The organism is Conexibacter woesei DSM 14684, assembly GCF_000025265.1.
Taxonomy (GTDB): domain Bacteria; phylum Actinomycetota; class Thermoleophilia; order Solirubrobacterales; family Solirubrobacteraceae; genus Conexibacter; species Conexibacter woesei.
In genome coordinates, this window is the sequence record NC_013739.1 from 5,228,249 (window position 1) to 5,243,510 (window position 15,262).

A 15,262-nucleotide genomic window follows, 5' to 3' on the forward strand; every position below is an offset into this window, starting at 1 on the left:
CCGCACCGGGTGTCGCATCCCGGCGCGTGAGCGACTCTCAGCGTTCCCTCGGACACTCTTAATTTGTCCTTTGGGTGCATGGGTATCTTCGACCTACCGATGGGATCCCCAAGACACCTGTGGACCGGAGAGTGGCGCGCCGAGTCCGACAAAGCCCGTGACGACGGCGCCAGCTCGCTGCGCCGCACCCCGCCGCCGCGCCACGTCGAGGACCCCGGAGCACCCTCGCCGGAACCGCAGCAACCGCGCCGGCGCGGGACGATCGCGCTCGCGGTGCTCGTCGCCCTCGTCGCCGTCGCCGGCGGCGCGCTCGCCGCGACGATGCTGTTCGGCGGCGACGACAGCAACAGCCCGGACCCGCTTCCGGCAGTCGCCAGCAGACCGATCAGACCGCGCGAGGGCCAGACGCGCGCGGGCGCCATCTACGCCGCCGCCAGCCCCGCGGTCGTGTCGGTCCGCACGACCACCGGCCAGGGCACCGGCTTCCTCGTCGAGGACGACGGCATGATCGTCACCAACGCCCACGTCGTCGGTGAGAGCTCCCACGTCGTCGTCAAGTTCGGCACCGACGGCGCCTCGATCGACGGCGACGTGCTCGGCAGTGACCCGTCGACCGACCTCGCCGTCGTCAGCATCGAGCGCAGCCGCATCCCCAACGGCGTCAAGGCGCTCAGATTCGCCGACTCCTCGAACGTCGCCGTCGGCGACATGGCGGTCGCGATCGGCAACCCGTTCGGGCTCGACCGCACCGCGACCGAAGGGATCGTCTCCGGGCTCGGCCGCTCGATCACCTCCCCCAACGGCTTCGAGATCGACGAGGTGATCCAGACCGACGCGCCGATCAACCCCGGCAACTCCGGCGGCCCGCTGCTCGACAGCGGCGGCCGCGTGATCGGCGTCAACTCGCAGATCGCGACGAGCGGGATGGGCGCGCAGGGCAACATCGGCATCGGCTTCGCGGTCCCCTCCAACACCGCGCGCCAGATCGTCCCGCGGCTGGAGAAGGGCGAGGCGATCCCGCGCCCCTACCTCGGCGTCACCACCTCCCCCGCGTCGCTGACGAACCCCGACGGCGCGGTCGTGCAGGACGTCGTCCCCGGCGGCCCGGCCGACAGAGCCGGTCTGCGCAGAGGCGACGTCGTCAAGCGGATCGACGGCAGATCCGTGCAGGAGCCGGGCGACGTCGCGGCCGGCATCTCCGACCGCGCGCCCGGCGACGAGGTCGCGATCGACATCGAGCGCGGCGGCAGAGAGATGACGGTGAGAGCGACGTTGGGGACTCGACCCGCCAGAACGCCGTGACGTTCGCCGCGCCGCTGGTCCTGCTGGCGCTGCTGGCGCTGCCGCTGCTGGCGGCGTGGTACCTGCTCGAGCAGCGCAACCGCAGCGCGGCGGCGTCCGCCTTCGCCTCACCGCGGCTGCAGCCGGCGGTCGCGCCGAACCGCCCCGGCTGGCGCCGGCACGTGCCGATGGCGATCTTCCTGCTGGCGATCGCGATCCTCGTCGTCGCCGCGGCGCGGCCGGAGCGGACGGTCGCGGTGCCGGTCGAGCGCGCCTCGATCGCGCTCGTGACCGACGTCTCCGGCTCGATGCTCGCAACCGACGTGCAACCCAACCGCATGATCGCCGCCAAGCGCGCCGCGCGCCGCTTCGTCGACGAGGTCCCGCGCACGGTCAACCTCGGCGTGATCTCGTTCAACAACACGGCGACCGTGCTGCAGAGCCCGACGCGCAACCGCTCCGACGTGCTGACCGCGATCGACCGCCTCGCCGTCAGCGGCGGCACCGCGACAGGCGAGGCGATCGCGACGGCGACCGAGATGCTGAGAAACCAGCCCGGCGAGAACGGCAGACGGCCGCCGTCGGCGATCGTGCTGATCTCCGACGGGACCTCGACCAACGGGCGTGACCCGATCGAGGCCGCCGCCGAGGCGAGAAGACTGAGAATCCCGATCTACACCGTCGCGTTCGGGACCGACCAGGGCACGATCACCGTCCCCGGCAGAGACGGCGTCGAGAGAACCGAGCGCGTCCCGCCCGACCCGACCGCGCTCGCGCAGATAGCCGAGATGACCGGCGGCGAGACGTTCACCGCCGACAGCGCCGACCGGCTCGACACCGTCTTCGAGAGACTCGGCTCGCAGCTCGGCACCAGAGACGAGAAGAGACAGGTCACCGCGGCGTTCGCGGCCGGCGGCCTGCTGCTGCTGCTCGCCGGCGCCGGCTTCTCGCTGCGCTGGTTCGGCCGCCCCATCTGACCCCCTGCCTTCCGCACGAAAGGAGCCACCAACGTGACGTTCGACACGCCCCAGCCGCCAGAGGAGCGCTTCCAGCGCAGGGAGGACCCGCGCGACGCGCTCGAAGAGGCGCTGCACGAGATCAAGCGCGTGATCGTCGGCCAGGACGCGATGCTGGAGCGGCTGCTGGTCGCCCTGCTGGCGGGCGGCCACGTGCTGCTCGAAGGCGTGCCCGGCCTCGCCAAGACGCTGACGGTCAAGACGCTCGCGCAGGTCCTCGGCGGCTCCTTCAAGCGGATCCAGTTCACGCCCGACCTCGTCCCCGCCGACCTGATCGGCACGCGCATCTACCGGCCCGACACGGGCGCGTTCGAGACGCAGCTCGGCCCCGTCTTCGGCAACTTCCTGCTCGCCGACGAGATCAACCGCGCGCCCGCGAAGGTGCAGTCGGCGCTGCTCGAGGTGATGCAGGAGCAGCAGGTGACGATAGGCGGCGAGACGCACCCGACGCCGCGCCCGTTCCTCGTGCTCGCGACGCAGAACCCGATCGAGTCCGAGGGCACGTACCCGCTGCCCGAGGCGCAGGTCGACCGCTTCCTGATGAAGGTGATGGTCGACTACCCGACGATGGGCGAGGAGGCGGCCGTCGTCGACCGCTCGCTCGGCAGGGTCGCCGAGCCGCGCGAGCGGCTCTCGATCGCCGACCTCGACCGCTTCTCGGCCGCGGCCGAGAGAGTGCTCGTCGACCGCGAGGTGATCCAGTACGCCGTCACGCTCGCCGACGCGACGCGGCGGCCGGAGAAGTACGGCCTCGACGACGTCGCCGGCTTCATCGAGTACGGCGCCAGCCCGCGCGGGCCGATCGGGCTCGTGCAGGCGGCGCGGGCGCTGGCGCTGCTGCGCGGCCGCGGCTACGTCGCCGTCGCCGACGTGCGCGACCTCGCGCCGGACGTGCTGCGCCACCGGATCGTCCTCTCCTACGACGCGCTGACCGAGAACGTCACCGCCGACGAGCTGCTGGAGCAGGTCTTCACCGCCGTCGAGGCGCCGCCGGTCGACCACCTGCGCCGCCCGGAGGCGGCTGCCTAGCGCCATGCCCGCCCCGCGCCTGAAGCGTCCGGCCGGCCGGCAGGGTCCGGGAGCGATCCCGCACGGCCTGCTGGAGTCGCTCGACCTGATCGTCGCGCGCCGCGCGTCCGGCGCGCTGCCCGGCGACCGCCGCGCGGCCGGCCTCGGCTCCGGCACGGAGCTGGCGCAGCTGCGGCCGTACGAGGTCGGCGACGACGTGCGCCAGATCGACGCAGCGGCGACCGCGCGGACCGGCGTCCCGCACGTGCGCCTGCACGTGCCCGAGCGGACGCTGACGACGTGGATCGCGCTCGACCTCTCGCCGTCGATGGCGTTCGGGACCGAGCAGCGGCTGAAGTCCGACGTCGCCGAGGGCGTCACGCTCGTGATGGGGCGGCTCGCGATCCGCCGCGCCGGCCGCGTCGCGCTGATGACGTTCGGCGCCGGCACGCCGCGGCTGCACCCGCCGCGCGCGTCGAAGCCCGGCGTCGTCGCGCTCCAGCGCGCGCTCGGCGAGGGCGTCGCGGAGGACGGCCACCACGAGCCCGGCGCGCTCCGCAACGCGCTGCGGCGGATCGGCCGCGTCGCGACGCAGCCGGGGCTCGTCGTCGTGATCTCCGACTGGCGCGACGAGGACGACTGGACGCGCGCGCTCGGCGCGCTGCGGGCGCGGCACTCGGTGCTCGCGGTCGAGGTGCGCGACCCACGCGAGGCGTCGGTCCCTGCGGTCGGCCGGCTCGCGCTCGTCGACCCCGAGACGGGCGAGCGGATCGAGGTCGACACCTCGCGTCAGTCGGTCCGCGACCGCTTCGCGCAGATCGAGGCGGAGCGCCGCGCGAGAGTGACGCGCGAGCTGCGCCGGCTGGAGGTCGAGCACGTCGTGCTGTCGACCGACCGCGACTGGCTCGGCGACCTCGGACGGCGGCTCTCATGAGTTTCGGGTCCCCCGTCTTCCTGCTCGCCCTGCTGGCGCTCCCAGCGCTCGTCGCGATCCAGGTCGCCAACCGTCACCGCGCGCGCAGATACGCCGTCCGCTTCACGGGCGTCGCGGCGCTGAAAGAGGCGGCCGGGACGGTGCCGGCGTGGCGCCGCCACCTGCCGGCGGCGCTGCTGCTCGCCGCGCTCGCCGCGCTCGTGCTGGCGCTCGCGAAGCCGGAGCGGACCGTCGGCGTGCCGGTCGAGAAGGCGTCGGTGATGCTCGTCACCGACCACTCCCGCTCGATGCTCGCCGAGGACGTCGAGCCCGACCGCATCACCGCGGCGAAGAGAGCGGCGAGCCGCTTCCTCGACCAGCTCCCGCCGGGGATCCGCGTCGGCGTCACGACGTTCTCCGACGTGCCCGACGGGACGCAGACGCCGACGTACGACCACGACCTGATCCGGCGCACGATCGAGGCGCAGATCGCTGACGGCGGCACCGCGACCGGCGACGCGCTGCAGGTCGCGCTCGACACGCTGGAGCGGCTGGAGCAGAACGGCGAGAGAACGCCCGCGGCGATGGTGCTGCTGTCCGACGGCGCGACGACGACCGGCCGCGACCCGGTGATGGTGGCGCGCGCGGCCGGCGAGGCGAGAATCCCGATCTACACCGTCGCGCTCGGCACCAGAGACGCGACCGTGCCGAACCCGGGACCGACCGGCCCGCCGCTGCTGCCGGTCGCGCCCGACCCCGAGACGCTGCAGGCGATCGCCGACGCCTCCGGCGGCCGCGCGTTCCAGGCGCAGGACGACCAGGAGCTGTCGTCGATCTACGAGACGCTCGGATCGCGTCTGGGCACCAGAGACGAGCAGCGCGAGGTGACCGCCGCCTTCGCCGTCGGCGGGCTGCTGCTGCTGCTCGGCGCGGGCGCCGCCTCGATGCGCTCGGCCGGCCGGTTGCCGTAAGGCGGGCCGGCGACGCCGGGGTCGGCGTCGCCTGCGCGTTGCTAGCGTCCCGCCGCATGAGCGACGAGCGGCGGGGCGCCTACGCCCAGATCCTGCTGATCCCCACGCGCTGGGCCGACAACGACGTCTACGGCCACGTCAACAACGTCGAGTACTACGCGTTCTTCGACACGCTGATCAACACGTGGCTGATCGGCGAGGGCGGCCTCGACATCCACGCCGGCGAGACGATCGGCGTCTGTGCCGAGTCGAGCTGCAGATACTTCGCCTCGTTCGCGTTCCCCGATGTGGTCGAGGGCGCGCTGCGCGTCGGCCACCTCGGCCGCTCCAGCGTCCGCTACGAGCTCGCGCTGTTCAAGGACGGGATGGAGCACCCGGCGGCGCTGGGCGACTTCGTCCACGTCTTCGTCGACCGCGCGCAGCGCAGACCGACCGAGATCCCGCCGCGGCTGCGCGGCGCGCTGGAGCGGCTGGTCGTGCCCTAGCGGCGAAGCTCAGCACGAGTCGGCGTAGGCGAAGACCGCGCTCCAGTCGCCGGCCGCGAGCGCCGTGTGCGGGATCCGGAACTGGATCGAGCCGGCGTCCATGAAGTTGAAGTCAAGGCCGCCGTCGTCGGCGAGGTGCAGCAGCAGGATGCTGTCGTCATCCGGAAGGTAGCCCTGCACGCCGGTCTCCCAGCCGAGGATCCAGTGGCAGCCGTGCTGCGGGCCGACGGAACGCTCGACCGCGCCGTAGTAGGCGGCCAGCTCGACCGGTCCGAGGCCGAGCAGCACGCCCACCTGCCAGGACGTCGGGAGCGTCAACTGAGCGACGGCGCGCACGCGCCGCTCGCGCAGCACCACGGCGAGTCTGGACGGCGGCGTCGCCGCGACAGGCGCGACGCCCGGCTCCAGGTAGGCGACGTGGATCTCTGCTCCGGGCGCGTTGTCGCTCTCGTCGACGAGCCCGTTCGCCTCGCCGCCGTCGTCGATGTCGGCGAAGACGAGCATCCAGCCCTCCCCGGGCAGCTCGTCGGTCGCGGGCAGCTCGGCGAGGTCGATCCCGGCCAGGAACGTGTGCGGCCGTCCACCCTCGGCGTGCGGCCAGTCGACTCCCGGTGCCAGCAGACCGGGGCCGCCGAGCCGGCTGCGCACCTCGGCCCCGTCGGCTGCGTCGAGGCGCAGCCCCACGAGGGCGACGTCGTGCGCCAGCCGCGCCGCGTCGGCAGCCAGGCCGCTGGCGGCGAGGAACCTCTGCAGCGCGTCGCGATCGTGGTACGCCGCGGCCGGGACCTCCACAGCCGGCGGCGGCCGGGTCGCGATCGAATCGCGAAACGCCCGCACGCGGCGCTTGCCGACGGCCTGCGCGGCGCGCACGAACGGCCGCACCGGCCGACCGGGCCCGCCGAGATGGACGAGCACGAGGAAGGGGTCGGCGGTGCCCTTCCAGGCGCGCTCGTTCAACCGTCGCGCCAGCTCGTCGCCGAGCGCATCGAGCGCGTCGCCGGCACGGCCACGTGCGCCGCCCCGGTAGTCGTCGTCGAGGCCGAGGGCCTCGGGCGAGACGTCGAACCCGACCTGCCGCTGCAGCTCGTCGCCGAGTGCCCAGTCGAGTTCACGGCAGGCGCGCAGCGCCTCGCCGTCGAGCAGATCCACGAGCGAGACCGTCTGTCCGTCAGGCGGCTGGGCGTCCGCCAGCAGCTTGAGCGCCGCGTGTCTGGCGGCGACGGTGCTACGTGCCCGGTCGCGGAACGCCGCGCTCCCGATACGCACGAGCGGTACGACGTGCTCATCCCCGCGGCGCAGCTCGACCGCGAACGGCTCCGGCACGTCGCAGCCGGCCACCGCCTCGACGACGGCGCGCTCGATCGCCGGTGCCAGCAGGCCGACGAGCGCGTCGCGGCAACGCAGACGCGGCTCGCGGCGGTGCAGGCGCGCGTCGAACGTGATCTCCTCCGCGACGACGTCGCCTGCGCGGTCGAGACCGGCGAGCAGCGCCGCGGCCTCGTCGGCGTGCTCGCGCGCAACGCTCACACTGCCCCAGCGCAACGTCGCCAGGCGGCCGTCGTCGTCGAACGCGGCGACGCGCGCCTGCAGCAGGAGGGCGTCGCGCAGCGAGGCCTCGTCGGCACGCCGCGTGACGCCGTCCTCCCACGTCCACCGCTCGGCGAACGGCGCGTCGTCGGCGAGCCCGACGGACGCGACGACGCGCCCCGCCGGGTCGCGCAGCACGCGAACCGCCTCGTCCGGACCGACGCCGTCGCTCCAGCCGTCGCCGTGGAACCAGACCTCACGCACGCCCTCGTGCCGGCCCTGCGCCTCCACGACCACCGTCCGGCCGCGGTCGTCGCAGCCGACGACGAGCGAAGCAGTCGCATCGTCGTCGGCCAGCTCCTCGAGCGCGCCGTCCTGACCGTGGCGCTCGCTCGCCCACGGATCCGGACGATGCAGTCGCACGCCGTGCGGCACACGCCGCCAACGCACGACGTCCCTCCGGCGCGCCCTCGCCAGATCGTCGAGATCGACAGGCAGACGGGCGCGGACGGCCGCAAGTGCAGCCGCGATCCGCTCAGAGCTCAGCACTCCCTCAGCGTCTCAGGCCGAGCGGCCTGGCGCCAGCATCAGCGTCAGAGCTCGAGTCAGACCGGCGTGACGACCGTCCACGGCTCGACGCGGTGGGCCGTCACGAGGCCCGCGGCGACGTACGGGTCCTCGGCCATGAAGGCGGCGGCGTCGGCCGCGTCGCGCAGCACGAACAGCCCGCCGGCGACCGGGTCGCCGACCGCGCCGGCCATCACGATCCGGCCGGCTCTGTGGAAGGCGGAGATCGCGGCGAGGTGGGCCTCGCGGTGCGGCGCGCGCCGTTCGAGGATGTCAGCGACGTAGTCGTAGCTGAGCAGGTGCAGGGTCTCGGGCATTCCCGAACCGTACCCGTCAGGCGTCGTCGGAGAGGTTGTCGAGCACGCGGTCGAGCGCCCGCGCGACGACGGCCCGCTCGGCGGCCGGGACGCCTCTGAAGGCACGCGCGTTGAACGCCTCCAGCTCGCGCCGCACGACCACGAGCGCGGTCTCGCCACCGGCGGTCAGCCGCAGCAGCCACGTGCGGCCGTCGCCGGGCGGGCGCTCGCGCTCCAGCTGGCCGGCCGCGATCAGCCGCTCGACCATCGCGGTGACGGCCGACTCGCGCTGCCGCAGCAACCGCGCGAGGTCGCGTTGGCGGACCGGCTCGGCGGCATCGCCGACGATCAGCAGCACGCCGGCCTGCGCGGCGGTGACGCCGACGACGTCGAGCAGCCGCTGGTCGGCGAGCACGCGCAGCCGGTGCGCGGTCAGGTTGACGCGGTGGTAGAGGCGGTGTCTGTCGGCCATCGCGGCGGCGAGTATCGCACGTCCGCGGCAGTATGCTTCACAGATGAACTCTTCAGATGTGAAGCTTCCTCCGCGCGACGCGATCGACGTGTGGGCGCAGCAGCCGAACGAGCGCTTCATGGCGCAGCCGTGGCTGGAGACGCTGCTGCGCTGGGGCGGGCTTCCGCGCGAGGCCCCGCGGCTGGAGCAGACGCTCGCGGCGATGGACGCGGGCGGTGTCGGAACCGCGCTGCTGAGCGGCTGGCACGGGCCGACCGGCGTGCTGATCTCCAACGACGAGGTCGCCGCCTGCGTTGCGGCGGCGCCGGACCGCTTCTGCGGCGTCTGCTCGGTCGACGTGCGCGACCCCGTCGCCGCCGTGCGCGAGATCCGCCACCGCGTCGAGGAGCAGGGCTTCGTCGCGGTCCGCGTCGTGCCGTGGCTGTGGGACCTGCCGCCGGACGACCGCCGCTACTACCCCGTCTACGTCGCCTGCGTCGAGCTGGGCGTCCCGTTCTGCACGCAGATCGGCCACACCGGGCCGCTCTGCCCGTCCGAGCCCGGCCGCCCGATCCCGTACCTCGACCGCGTCCTGCTCGATTTCCCCGAGCTGGTCGTCGTCGGCGGCCACGTCGGCTACCCGTGGGTCGACGAGGTGATCTCGCTCGCGACGAAGTACCCGAACTTCCACGTCGACACGTCCGCCTACACGGCGCACCGGCTGCCGCCGCCGTTCGTCGAGTGGATGCGCGGGCGCGGGCGCAGACGCGTGCTGTTCGGCTCCAACTGGCCGATGATCGCGCCGGTGCGATGCCGCGAGGGACTCGGCGAGCTGGGCCTCGACGACGAGGCGACCGAGCTGTTCCTCAGCAGCAACGCGCGGCGGATCTTCAGACTGCCGTGAGCGCCTGCTACGCCTCCGCCGCCCTCAGCGGCTCGTCGTTCGCCCGCTCGGGCGCGACGGCCCGCTCGGCCCGCAGCGCGGTCGAACCGGCCGAACGCAGCCAGACGATGTCGCCGACGCCCAACTCCAGCTCGTCCGCCTCGGTGCGCGTGATCTGCGCGGTGACGGCCTCGCCGGTCGTCAGCATCAGCTCGACGCGGACCTCGAAGCCGAGGTGGATCACGCGGCTCACCATCGCCTCGAGCGCGCCGTCCTCCGACTGCGCGCCGAGCGCGATGTCGTGCGGCCGCACGAGCCGGTCGCCGAGCTGGCTGACCGGGCCGAGGAAGCCCATCACGAACGGGTTCGACGGCTCGTCGTAGAGCTCGCGCGGGCTGCCGAACTGCTCGATTCTGGCGTTGTCCATGACCGCGATGTGGTCGGCGATCGACATCGCCTCCTCCTGGTCGTGCGTGACCAGCAGGGTCGTCACGTGGACCTCGTCGTGCAGCCGCCGCAGCCACTCGCGCAGCTCAGCGCGGACCTTCGCGTCGAGCGCGCCGAACGGCTCGTCGAGCAGCAGCACGCGCGGCTCGACCGCGAGCGCGCGGGCGAGCGCCATCCGCTGGCGCTGGCCGCCGGAGAGCTGGTTGGGGTAGCGCTTGGCGTAGCCGGCGAGACCGACGATTCTCAGCAGCTCGTCGACGCGCTCCGCGATCTGCACCTTCGGCTGCTTGCGGATCGTGAGCCCGAACGCGACGTTGTCGCGCACGGTCATGTGCTTGAACGCCGCGTAGTGCTGGAAGACGAAGCCGATCTCGCGCCGCTGCGGCGGCACGCTCGTGGCGTCCTCGCCGTGGATCAGCACGCGCCCGCTGTCGGGCGACTCGAGCCCGCCGATGATCCGCAGCAGCGTCGACTTGCCGCTGCCGCTCGGGCCGAGCAGCGCGGTCAGCGAGCCGTCCGGCACCTCTATCGAGACGTCGTCGAGCGCGGTGTAGTCGCCGAACCGCTTGGAGATTCCTTCTACTGCGATCATGGCTCCTCTTCCCGCCGCGGCTTGATCAGGGTCATCGCGAGCAGCGTCAGCAGCGCTATGACGGCGAGCAGCGCCGAAGCCGCGTACGCGCCCGCGAGGTCGAAGTTGGCGAAGCGCTTCTCGACCAGCAGGGTCAGCGTCTCGGTCTCGCCGGAGATCTTGCCGGAGACGACCGAGACGGCTCCGAACTCGCCGATCGAGCGCGCGACCGACAGCACGACGCCATACGCGACGCCCCACCGGATCGCGGGCAGCGTGATCCGCCAGAACGACTGCCAGCGGTTGGCGCCGAGCGTCGCGGCGGCCTGCTCCTGCTCGTCGCCGACCTCCTTCAGCACCGGCGTCACTTCGCGCACGACGAACGGCAGCGAGACGAAGATCGTCGCGAGCACGATGCCGGGCGTCGAGAAGATCACCTGGATGCCCGCGTTCGCGAGCGCCTCGCCGAACCAGCCGTTGACGCCGTAGACGAGGATCAGCGCGAGGCCGATCACGACCGGCGAGATCGCGAACGGCAGATCGATCAGCGCGTTGAGGATCGACTTGCCGCGGAATCTGCCGCGCGCCAGCGACATCGCCATCACGATCCCGAAGATCGTGTTGAGCGGCACCGCGATCAGCGTCACCTCGAGCGTCAGCGTGAACGCCGCGATCGCGGCCGGCGTCGTGACCGAGTCCCAGACGGCGCCGACGCCGTTCTCGAACGTGCGGTAGAAGATCACCGCGACCGGGATCAGCAGCAGCAGCGCGAGGTAGGAGAGCCCCACGACGCGCAGCACGATCCGCCACGGACGGCTAACGGTCATGACGAGCCCCCCAGCGGCCGAGGCCGCGGATGCCGACGAGGACGAGCACGGAGACGAACAGCAGCACCGTCGCGACGGCCGCCGCGCCGACCGGGTTGTCGCTCTCGATCTGCTTGAAGATGTAGACCGAGCTGACCTGCGTGTCGAACGGGATGTTGCCCGAGATCAGCACGATCGAGCCGAACTCGCCGACCGCGCGGGCGAACGCCAGGCCGGCGCCGCTGAGGATCGCGGGGACGAGGTTCGGCAGCACGATGCGGCGGAAGATCGTGCGGTTGTTCGCGCCCAGCGACAGCGCCGCCTGCTCCATCTCTCTGTCGAGCTCGATCAGCACCGGCTGCACGGCGCGGATCACGAACGGCAGCGTGACGAACAGGAGCGCGAGCAGGACCGCCCCCTGCGTGTAGGCGAAGTCGACGCCGATCGGGCTTCTCGGCCCGTAGAGCGCGAGCAGCGTGAGGCCGGCGACGATCGTCGGCAGCGCGAACGGGAGGTCGATCAGCGCGTTGACGAGCCGCTTGCCGGCGAATCTGTCGCGCACGAGCACCCACGCGATCAGCGTGCCGAAGGCGGCGTTGATCGCCGCGGTCAGCAGCGACACGAGCACGGTGAAGCGCAGCGCGGCGAGCGACTGTCTGCTCGTGACCGCGTTCCAGAACGTGTCGAAGCCGCCGTCGGTCGAACGGACCACGACGGCGGCGAGGGGAATCAGGACGATGATCGACAGCCACAACGTGGCGACGCCCATCGCCAGCGCTCCGGAGGAGCGCCAGGCTGGGCGTCGCCGCGAGGGGACGCGATCGGTGATCGCGGTCGTGCTCACTTGGCGGTCGACACTCCCGCCTCTTCCTCGATCTTGGCGATCGAGCCGTTCTCGATGTCGAAGAACTCGTCGTTCACTCTCGACCAGCCGCCGAGGTCGTCGATCGTGAAGAGACCGGACGGCGTCGGGAATCTGGCTCTGTTGGCCGCGAGGACCGTCTCGTTGACCGGGCGGTAGCCCCAGTCGGCGAAGCGCTGCTGAGCGGGCTCCGACAGCACGTAGTCGAGGAACGTTCTCGCCTCTGCCGGCGCGTCTCTCGTCGTCGCGATGTCGATGTCGATTCTGATCGTGTCGTCAGGTATGACGTAGTCGACCTCTTCGCCCTTCTTCTGCGCGGTGGTCGCTTCGTACTCGTAGGAGAGCAGCACGTCGGCGTCGCCGTTGATGAAGTTCTGCAGCGCCTCGCGGCCCGATCTGTCCTGCACCGGCACGTGGTCGTTGATCAGCGTTCTGACGTAGGCGAGGCCGGCCTCGGGGTCCGCGCCGCCTCTCGCCGCCTGGCCGTACGCCGCGAGCAGGTTCCACTTCGCCGCGCCGGAGGTGAACGGGTTCGGCGTCAGAACCTTCACGCCCGGTCTGAGCAGGTCGTCCCACGTTCTGAAGTTCTTGGGGTTGCCTCTGCGAACCACGAAGGAGACGACGGAGGTCGTGACGAGGCCTCTGTTGGCGCCTCTGTTCCAGTCGTCGGCGACGAGACCGGCGTCCGTCAGGCGCGTCATGTCGGGCTCGACCGAGAACGAGACGACGTCGGCCTTCTGGCCCGCCTCGACCGCGCGGCTCTGGTCGCCGGAGGCGCCGAACGACGTCTTGAACGCGACGCCTCTGCCGTCGGCGGTTCTCGCGAAGTCGGGGATGATCTCGTCGTAGACGACCTCGGGCGTGGAGTACGCCACGAGCGACAGCGTCGTGTCAGCGTCGCTCGATCCGCTCGCCGACGCGTCCCCACCCTTCTCGTCCGACGCGCCACCGCAGCCGGCGACCACGAGGGCGACGAGAGTTGCGATGAGGGCGAGGACGACGGGGGTGCGTGATTTCACGAGTTCCTCCCAGAAACAGTCGAAATCGGATAGGGATTGCGCATATTACAGATTCCGCACCATTCTGGTCGGCATAACAAGTTTGCTGCGGAATCGATGCGGTGTCGATCGTCCTGTCTCTTGGTCGCCAGGCGACCAGAAGTCAGGACGACCGCGGGGCCGGGACTCAGCGGTGCTGGGTGAGTGCGGCGCGGAGCTGCACCACGCGGGCGGCGGACTCGGCCACGCGGACGCGGATCGCTCTGTCGCGGCGGGCGTGGGCGATCAGCGCGTCGCGCGCGAGCGGGAAGGAGCCGGGACCGGTCAGCAGCAGCAGGTCGTTGCCGGCGGCGAGCGAGCGAACGGCGGCGAGGCCGACGTCGGCCTCGCCGGGCGTGGCGGCGTCGACCGCTCTCGCCTCCAGCGAGTCGGTCATCACGACGCCGTCGAAGCCCAGCTCGCCGCGCAGCAGGTCCGTGACGATCGCGCGCGACTGCGAGGCGATGTTGGCGCCGTCGAGTGCGGGGAAGCGCGCATGGCCGGTCATCACGATCCGCGCGCCGGCTCGTTGCGCGGCGCGGTAAGGAGCGAGGTCCTCGGCGATCAGCCGGGCGCGCGAACGGTCGATCGCGGCGCTGTCGTAGTCGGTGTTCTGCGTCGCGCCGCCGACGCCGGGGAAGTGCTTGGGCGTCGGCTCGATCCCAGCTCTGCGATACGCGCCGACCGCCGCCGCGACGGAGTCAGCGACCGCTCTCGCGTCGCCGGGGAACGCACGTCCGGCCATGAACGAGCCGGGCGTCGTGGCGGCGACGTCGGCGACCGGCCCGAGCGTCACGTTGACGCCGACCTGGCGCAGCGCCGCGGCGGTCGTCGCGGCGCTGACGCGCGCGGCGGCCGGCGTCGGCTGGCTCGCCTGCCCGGCCGGCGGCGGCGCGAACCGCAGCGTGCGGATGTCGCCGCCCTCCTGGTCGAGCGAGACGATCGCATCGCCGCCGGCGGCGCGCTGGAGCTGCGCGCTCAGCGCGCGGACGCTCTCCGCCGACGGCGCGTTGCCGCCGAACAGGATCGCCCCCGCCGCGCGCCCACCACGCAGCGCATCGGTCACGTACGCCGGCGCCGTCGTCCCGGAGAACGAGACGATCAGCAGCTGCCCTACCTGCCGCTCCAGCGACATCCGCGCCACCGCCGCCTGAGCGCGATCGGCGGGTGTCTGGGCCGGCGGCTCGCTCGCGGTCGTCCCCGCGGCGCCCCCTTCGGCCGCACCCCCGTCGGCCGCACCCCCGCCCGCGCGCTCGCCGCTCCCGCCTCCGTCCCCGCCGCGTGTGGCGCCGATCGCCGCGCCGGCGGCCAGCGCGAGCACGGCGAGCAGTGCGAGCACGATGCGGCGACGGCGGATCGCGGTCGGGCCGTGGGTCGAGCGACGGCGGGACATCGACGGGAGGCTATGCGCGATGCCATTTTCGTGCGGTTGTGACTGTCGCGGTTCGCACCGATTTTGCGTGCCAACCGCATGGGCACAATGAAGGCATGAGCGAGACGGAACAGAGCCGGGAGCACGATGTGGAGAGCGCCGCGGCGGGCACTGAGGACACGGAGGCGGGCGGGGTGGCCGACGCGGAAGCACACCGGCCGCACAGGCTGCGCGAGCTGTCCGCCCGCAACGTGCTCGTCGCGGTCGACAGCACGCCGGAGGCGTGGGACGCCGTTGGGCTCGCGGTTCAGATCGTGCGCTCGACGAACGGGCGGCTGACGCTGCTGACCGTCGTCGTGCCCGCGCCGGCGTGGACGCAGGTCGGCCTCTTCGCGGTGCCGGAAGACGGCAGCTCCGAGCGGGCGGCCGAGAAGCGGCTGCGCGAGCTGGTCGACGCGATCCCCGACGATCTGCCAGTGACCTCGCAGCTGCTGCACGGCGACGCGGCCCACCTGATCGCCCAGCGCGCCGAGGAGGGCAACCACGACCTCGTCGTGCTCGCCGCGCACGAGCACGGCCCGATCGCCGCGGCGATCGAGAGCGTGCAGCGCCGGCTGCTGCGTCACACGAGCGTTCCCGTGCTCGCGATCCGCCGTCCGCTGAACGACGAGGAGCTGGCGGCGGAGGACGAGCGCGAGCCGGACCCGCCCGCGTAGTCCGCGCCGGTCGGGAGGTGCGTCAGTTTGAGGCCCTAGAGGGGACCCAAATT

General features: G+C 72.5%; 16 protein-coding genes. 8 read left to right on the top strand and 8 right to left on the bottom strand.

The annotated features are described in order from the left end of the window. Nucleotides 1–99: 99 nt before the first annotated feature. Genes CWOE_RS24605 through CWOE_RS24630 form a run of 6 tightly spaced genes read left to right on the top strand, consistent with a single transcriptional unit; the run spans nt 100 to nt 5,674 of the window. The gene (locus tag CWOE_RS24605) at nt 100–1,302 is read left to right on the top strand and encodes a S1C family serine protease (RefSeq protein WP_049793395.1); all 1,203 of its coding nucleotides are present in this window, start codon (nt 100–102) and stop codon (nt 1,300–1,302) included. After that, nucleotides 1,299–2,258, top strand: a complete 960-nt coding sequence (locus CWOE_RS24610) for a VWA domain-containing protein (protein WP_012936365.1) — start codon at nt 1,299–1,301, stop codon at nt 2,256–2,258. The genes CWOE_RS24605 and CWOE_RS24610 overlap by 4 nt, the downstream gene beginning before the upstream one ends. A gap of 33 nt (nt 2,259–2,291) precedes the next feature. Then, the gene (locus CWOE_RS24615) at nt 2,292–3,326 is read left to right on the top strand and encodes an AAA family ATPase (RefSeq protein WP_012936366.1); all 1,035 of its coding nucleotides are present in this window, start codon (nt 2,292–2,294) and stop codon (nt 3,324–3,326) included. A gap of 4 nt (nt 3,327–3,330) precedes the next feature. After that, complete coding sequence (locus CWOE_RS24620) at nt 3,331–4,239, top strand: DUF58 domain-containing protein (RefSeq protein ID WP_012936367.1); 909 nt, start codon at nt 3,331–3,333, stop codon at nt 4,237–4,239. After that, on the top strand, nt 4,236–5,189 hold the full coding sequence (locus CWOE_RS24625; RefSeq protein ID WP_012936368.1) for a VWA domain-containing protein: 954 nt from the start codon (nt 4,236–4,238) through the stop codon (nt 5,187–5,189). The genes CWOE_RS24620 and CWOE_RS24625 overlap by 4 nt, the downstream gene beginning before the upstream one ends. A gap of 56 nt (nt 5,190–5,245) precedes the next feature. Beyond that, nucleotides 5,246–5,674, top strand: coding sequence for an acyl-CoA thioesterase (locus tag CWOE_RS24630; RefSeq protein WP_012936369.1), 429 nt, complete (start codon nt 5,246–5,248; stop codon nt 5,672–5,674). A 9-nt stretch (nt 5,675–5,683) separates the two neighbouring features. Here the strand turns inward: CWOE_RS24630 and CWOE_RS31380 are convergent, their stop codons facing one another. The 3 genes from CWOE_RS31380 to CWOE_RS24645 all read right to left on the bottom strand — a co-directional run bounded on the left by CWOE_RS31380 (nt 5,684) and on the right by CWOE_RS24645 (nt 8,536). Next, nucleotides 5,684–7,624, bottom strand: a complete 1,941-nt coding sequence (locus tag CWOE_RS31380) for a DUF1963 domain-containing protein (RefSeq protein ID WP_148261143.1) — start codon at nt 7,622–7,624, stop codon at nt 5,684–5,686. A gap of 182 nt (nt 7,625–7,806) precedes the next feature. Beyond that, entirely contained in the window at nt 7,807–8,085 is a 279-nt protein-coding gene (locus CWOE_RS24640) for a YciI family protein (protein ID WP_012936371.1), read from the bottom strand. Nucleotides 8,086–8,101: 16 nt separating this feature from the next. Further along, a complete protein-coding gene (locus CWOE_RS24645) occupies nt 8,102–8,536 on the bottom strand; it encodes a MarR family winged helix-turn-helix transcriptional regulator (RefSeq protein WP_012936372.1) in 435 nt (144 codons plus the stop codon). A 43-nt stretch (nt 8,537–8,579) separates the two neighbouring features. Here CWOE_RS24645 and CWOE_RS24650 point away from each other — a divergent pair, with 43 nt between their 5' ends. Beyond that, nucleotides 8,580–9,419 carry an amidohydrolase family protein gene (locus CWOE_RS24650; RefSeq protein ID WP_012936373.1) on the top strand — a complete coding sequence of 280 codons (840 nt, stop codon included), beginning with the start codon at nt 8,580–8,582 and terminating at the stop codon, nt 9,417–9,419. Nucleotides 9,420–9,426: 7 nt separating this feature from the next. On the opposite strand, the gene CWOE_RS24655 is transcribed toward CWOE_RS24650, so the two are convergent. The 5 genes from CWOE_RS24655 to CWOE_RS24675 form a co-directional block, all read right to left on the bottom strand. Then, nucleotides 9,427–10,437 (bottom strand): sulfate/molybdate ABC transporter ATP-binding protein, encoded by a 1,011-nt coding sequence (locus CWOE_RS24655; RefSeq protein WP_012936374.1) that lies wholly within the window; start codon nt 10,435–10,437, stop codon nt 9,427–9,429. After that, complete coding sequence (gene cysW, locus CWOE_RS24660) at nt 10,434–11,243, bottom strand: sulfate ABC transporter permease subunit CysW (RefSeq protein ID WP_012936375.1); 810 nt, start codon at nt 11,241–11,243, stop codon at nt 10,434–10,436. The genes CWOE_RS24655 and cysW overlap by 4 nt, the downstream gene beginning before the upstream one ends. Continuing rightward, complete coding sequence (cysT, locus tag CWOE_RS24665) at nt 11,233–12,066, bottom strand: sulfate ABC transporter permease subunit CysT (RefSeq protein ID WP_012936376.1); 834 nt, start codon at nt 12,064–12,066, stop codon at nt 11,233–11,235. Before cysT ends, cysW begins: the two co-directional genes overlap by 11 nt. Beyond that, nucleotides 12,063–13,103 carry an extracellular solute-binding protein gene (locus CWOE_RS24670; RefSeq protein ID WP_012936377.1) on the bottom strand — a complete coding sequence of 347 codons (1,041 nt, stop codon included), beginning with the start codon at nt 13,101–13,103 and terminating at the stop codon, nt 12,063–12,065. Before CWOE_RS24670 ends, cysT begins: the two co-directional genes overlap by 4 nt. 166 nt (nt 13,104–13,269) lie before the next feature. Then, on the bottom strand, nt 13,270–14,514 hold the full coding sequence (locus CWOE_RS24675) for a glycoside hydrolase family 3 N-terminal domain-containing protein (RefSeq protein WP_012936378.1): 1,245 nt from the start codon (nt 14,512–14,514) through the stop codon (nt 13,270–13,272). 95 nt (nt 14,515–14,609) lie between these two features. On the opposite strand from CWOE_RS24675, the gene CWOE_RS24680 reads away from it, so the two are divergent. Continuing rightward, a complete protein-coding gene (locus CWOE_RS24680) occupies nt 14,610–15,209 on the top strand; it encodes a universal stress protein (RefSeq protein WP_012936379.1) in 600 nt (199 codons plus the stop codon). Nucleotides 15,210–15,262 lie beyond the last annotated feature (53 nt).

Bases quoted from the DNA above. Each gene is read 5' to 3' on its own strand.
- CWOE_RS24625 (WP_012936368.1), top strand. From the start codon at position 4,236: ATGAGTTTCGGGTCCCCCGTCTTCCTGCTCGCCCTGCTGGCGCTCCCA.
- CWOE_RS24650 (WP_012936373.1), top strand. From the start codon at position 8,580: ATGAACTCTTCAGATGTGAAGCTTCCTCCGCGCGACGCGATCGACGTG.
- cysW (WP_012936375.1), bottom strand. From the start codon at position 11,243: ATGACCGTTAGCCGTCCGTGGCGGATCGTGCTGCGCGTCGTGGGGCTC.
- CWOE_RS24680 (WP_012936379.1), top strand. From the start codon at position 14,610: ATGAGCGAGACGGAACAGAGCCGGGAGCACGATGTGGAGAGCGCCGCG.
- CWOE_RS24655 (WP_012936374.1), bottom strand. From the start codon at position 10,437: ATGATCGCAGTAGAAGGAATCTCCAAGCGGTTCGGCGACTACACCGCG.
- CWOE_RS24605 (WP_049793395.1), top strand. From the start codon at position 100: ATGGGATCCCCAAGACACCTGTGGACCGGAGAGTGGCGCGCCGAGTCC.
- CWOE_RS24620 (WP_012936367.1), top strand. From the start codon at position 3,331: ATGCCCGCCCCGCGCCTGAAGCGTCCGGCCGGCCGGCAGGGTCCGGGA.
- CWOE_RS24640 (WP_012936371.1), bottom strand. From the start codon at position 8,085: ATGCCCGAGACCCTGCACCTGCTCAGCTACGACTACGTCGCTGACATC.
- CWOE_RS24630 (WP_012936369.1), top strand. From the start codon at position 5,246: ATGAGCGACGAGCGGCGGGGCGCCTACGCCCAGATCCTGCTGATCCCC.
- CWOE_RS24675 (WP_012936378.1), bottom strand. From the start codon at position 14,514: ATGTCCCGCCGTCGCTCGACCCACGGCCCGACCGCGATCCGCCGTCGC.
- CWOE_RS24645 (WP_012936372.1), bottom strand. From the start codon at position 8,536: ATGGCCGACAGACACCGCCTCTACCACCGCGTCAACCTGACCGCGCAC.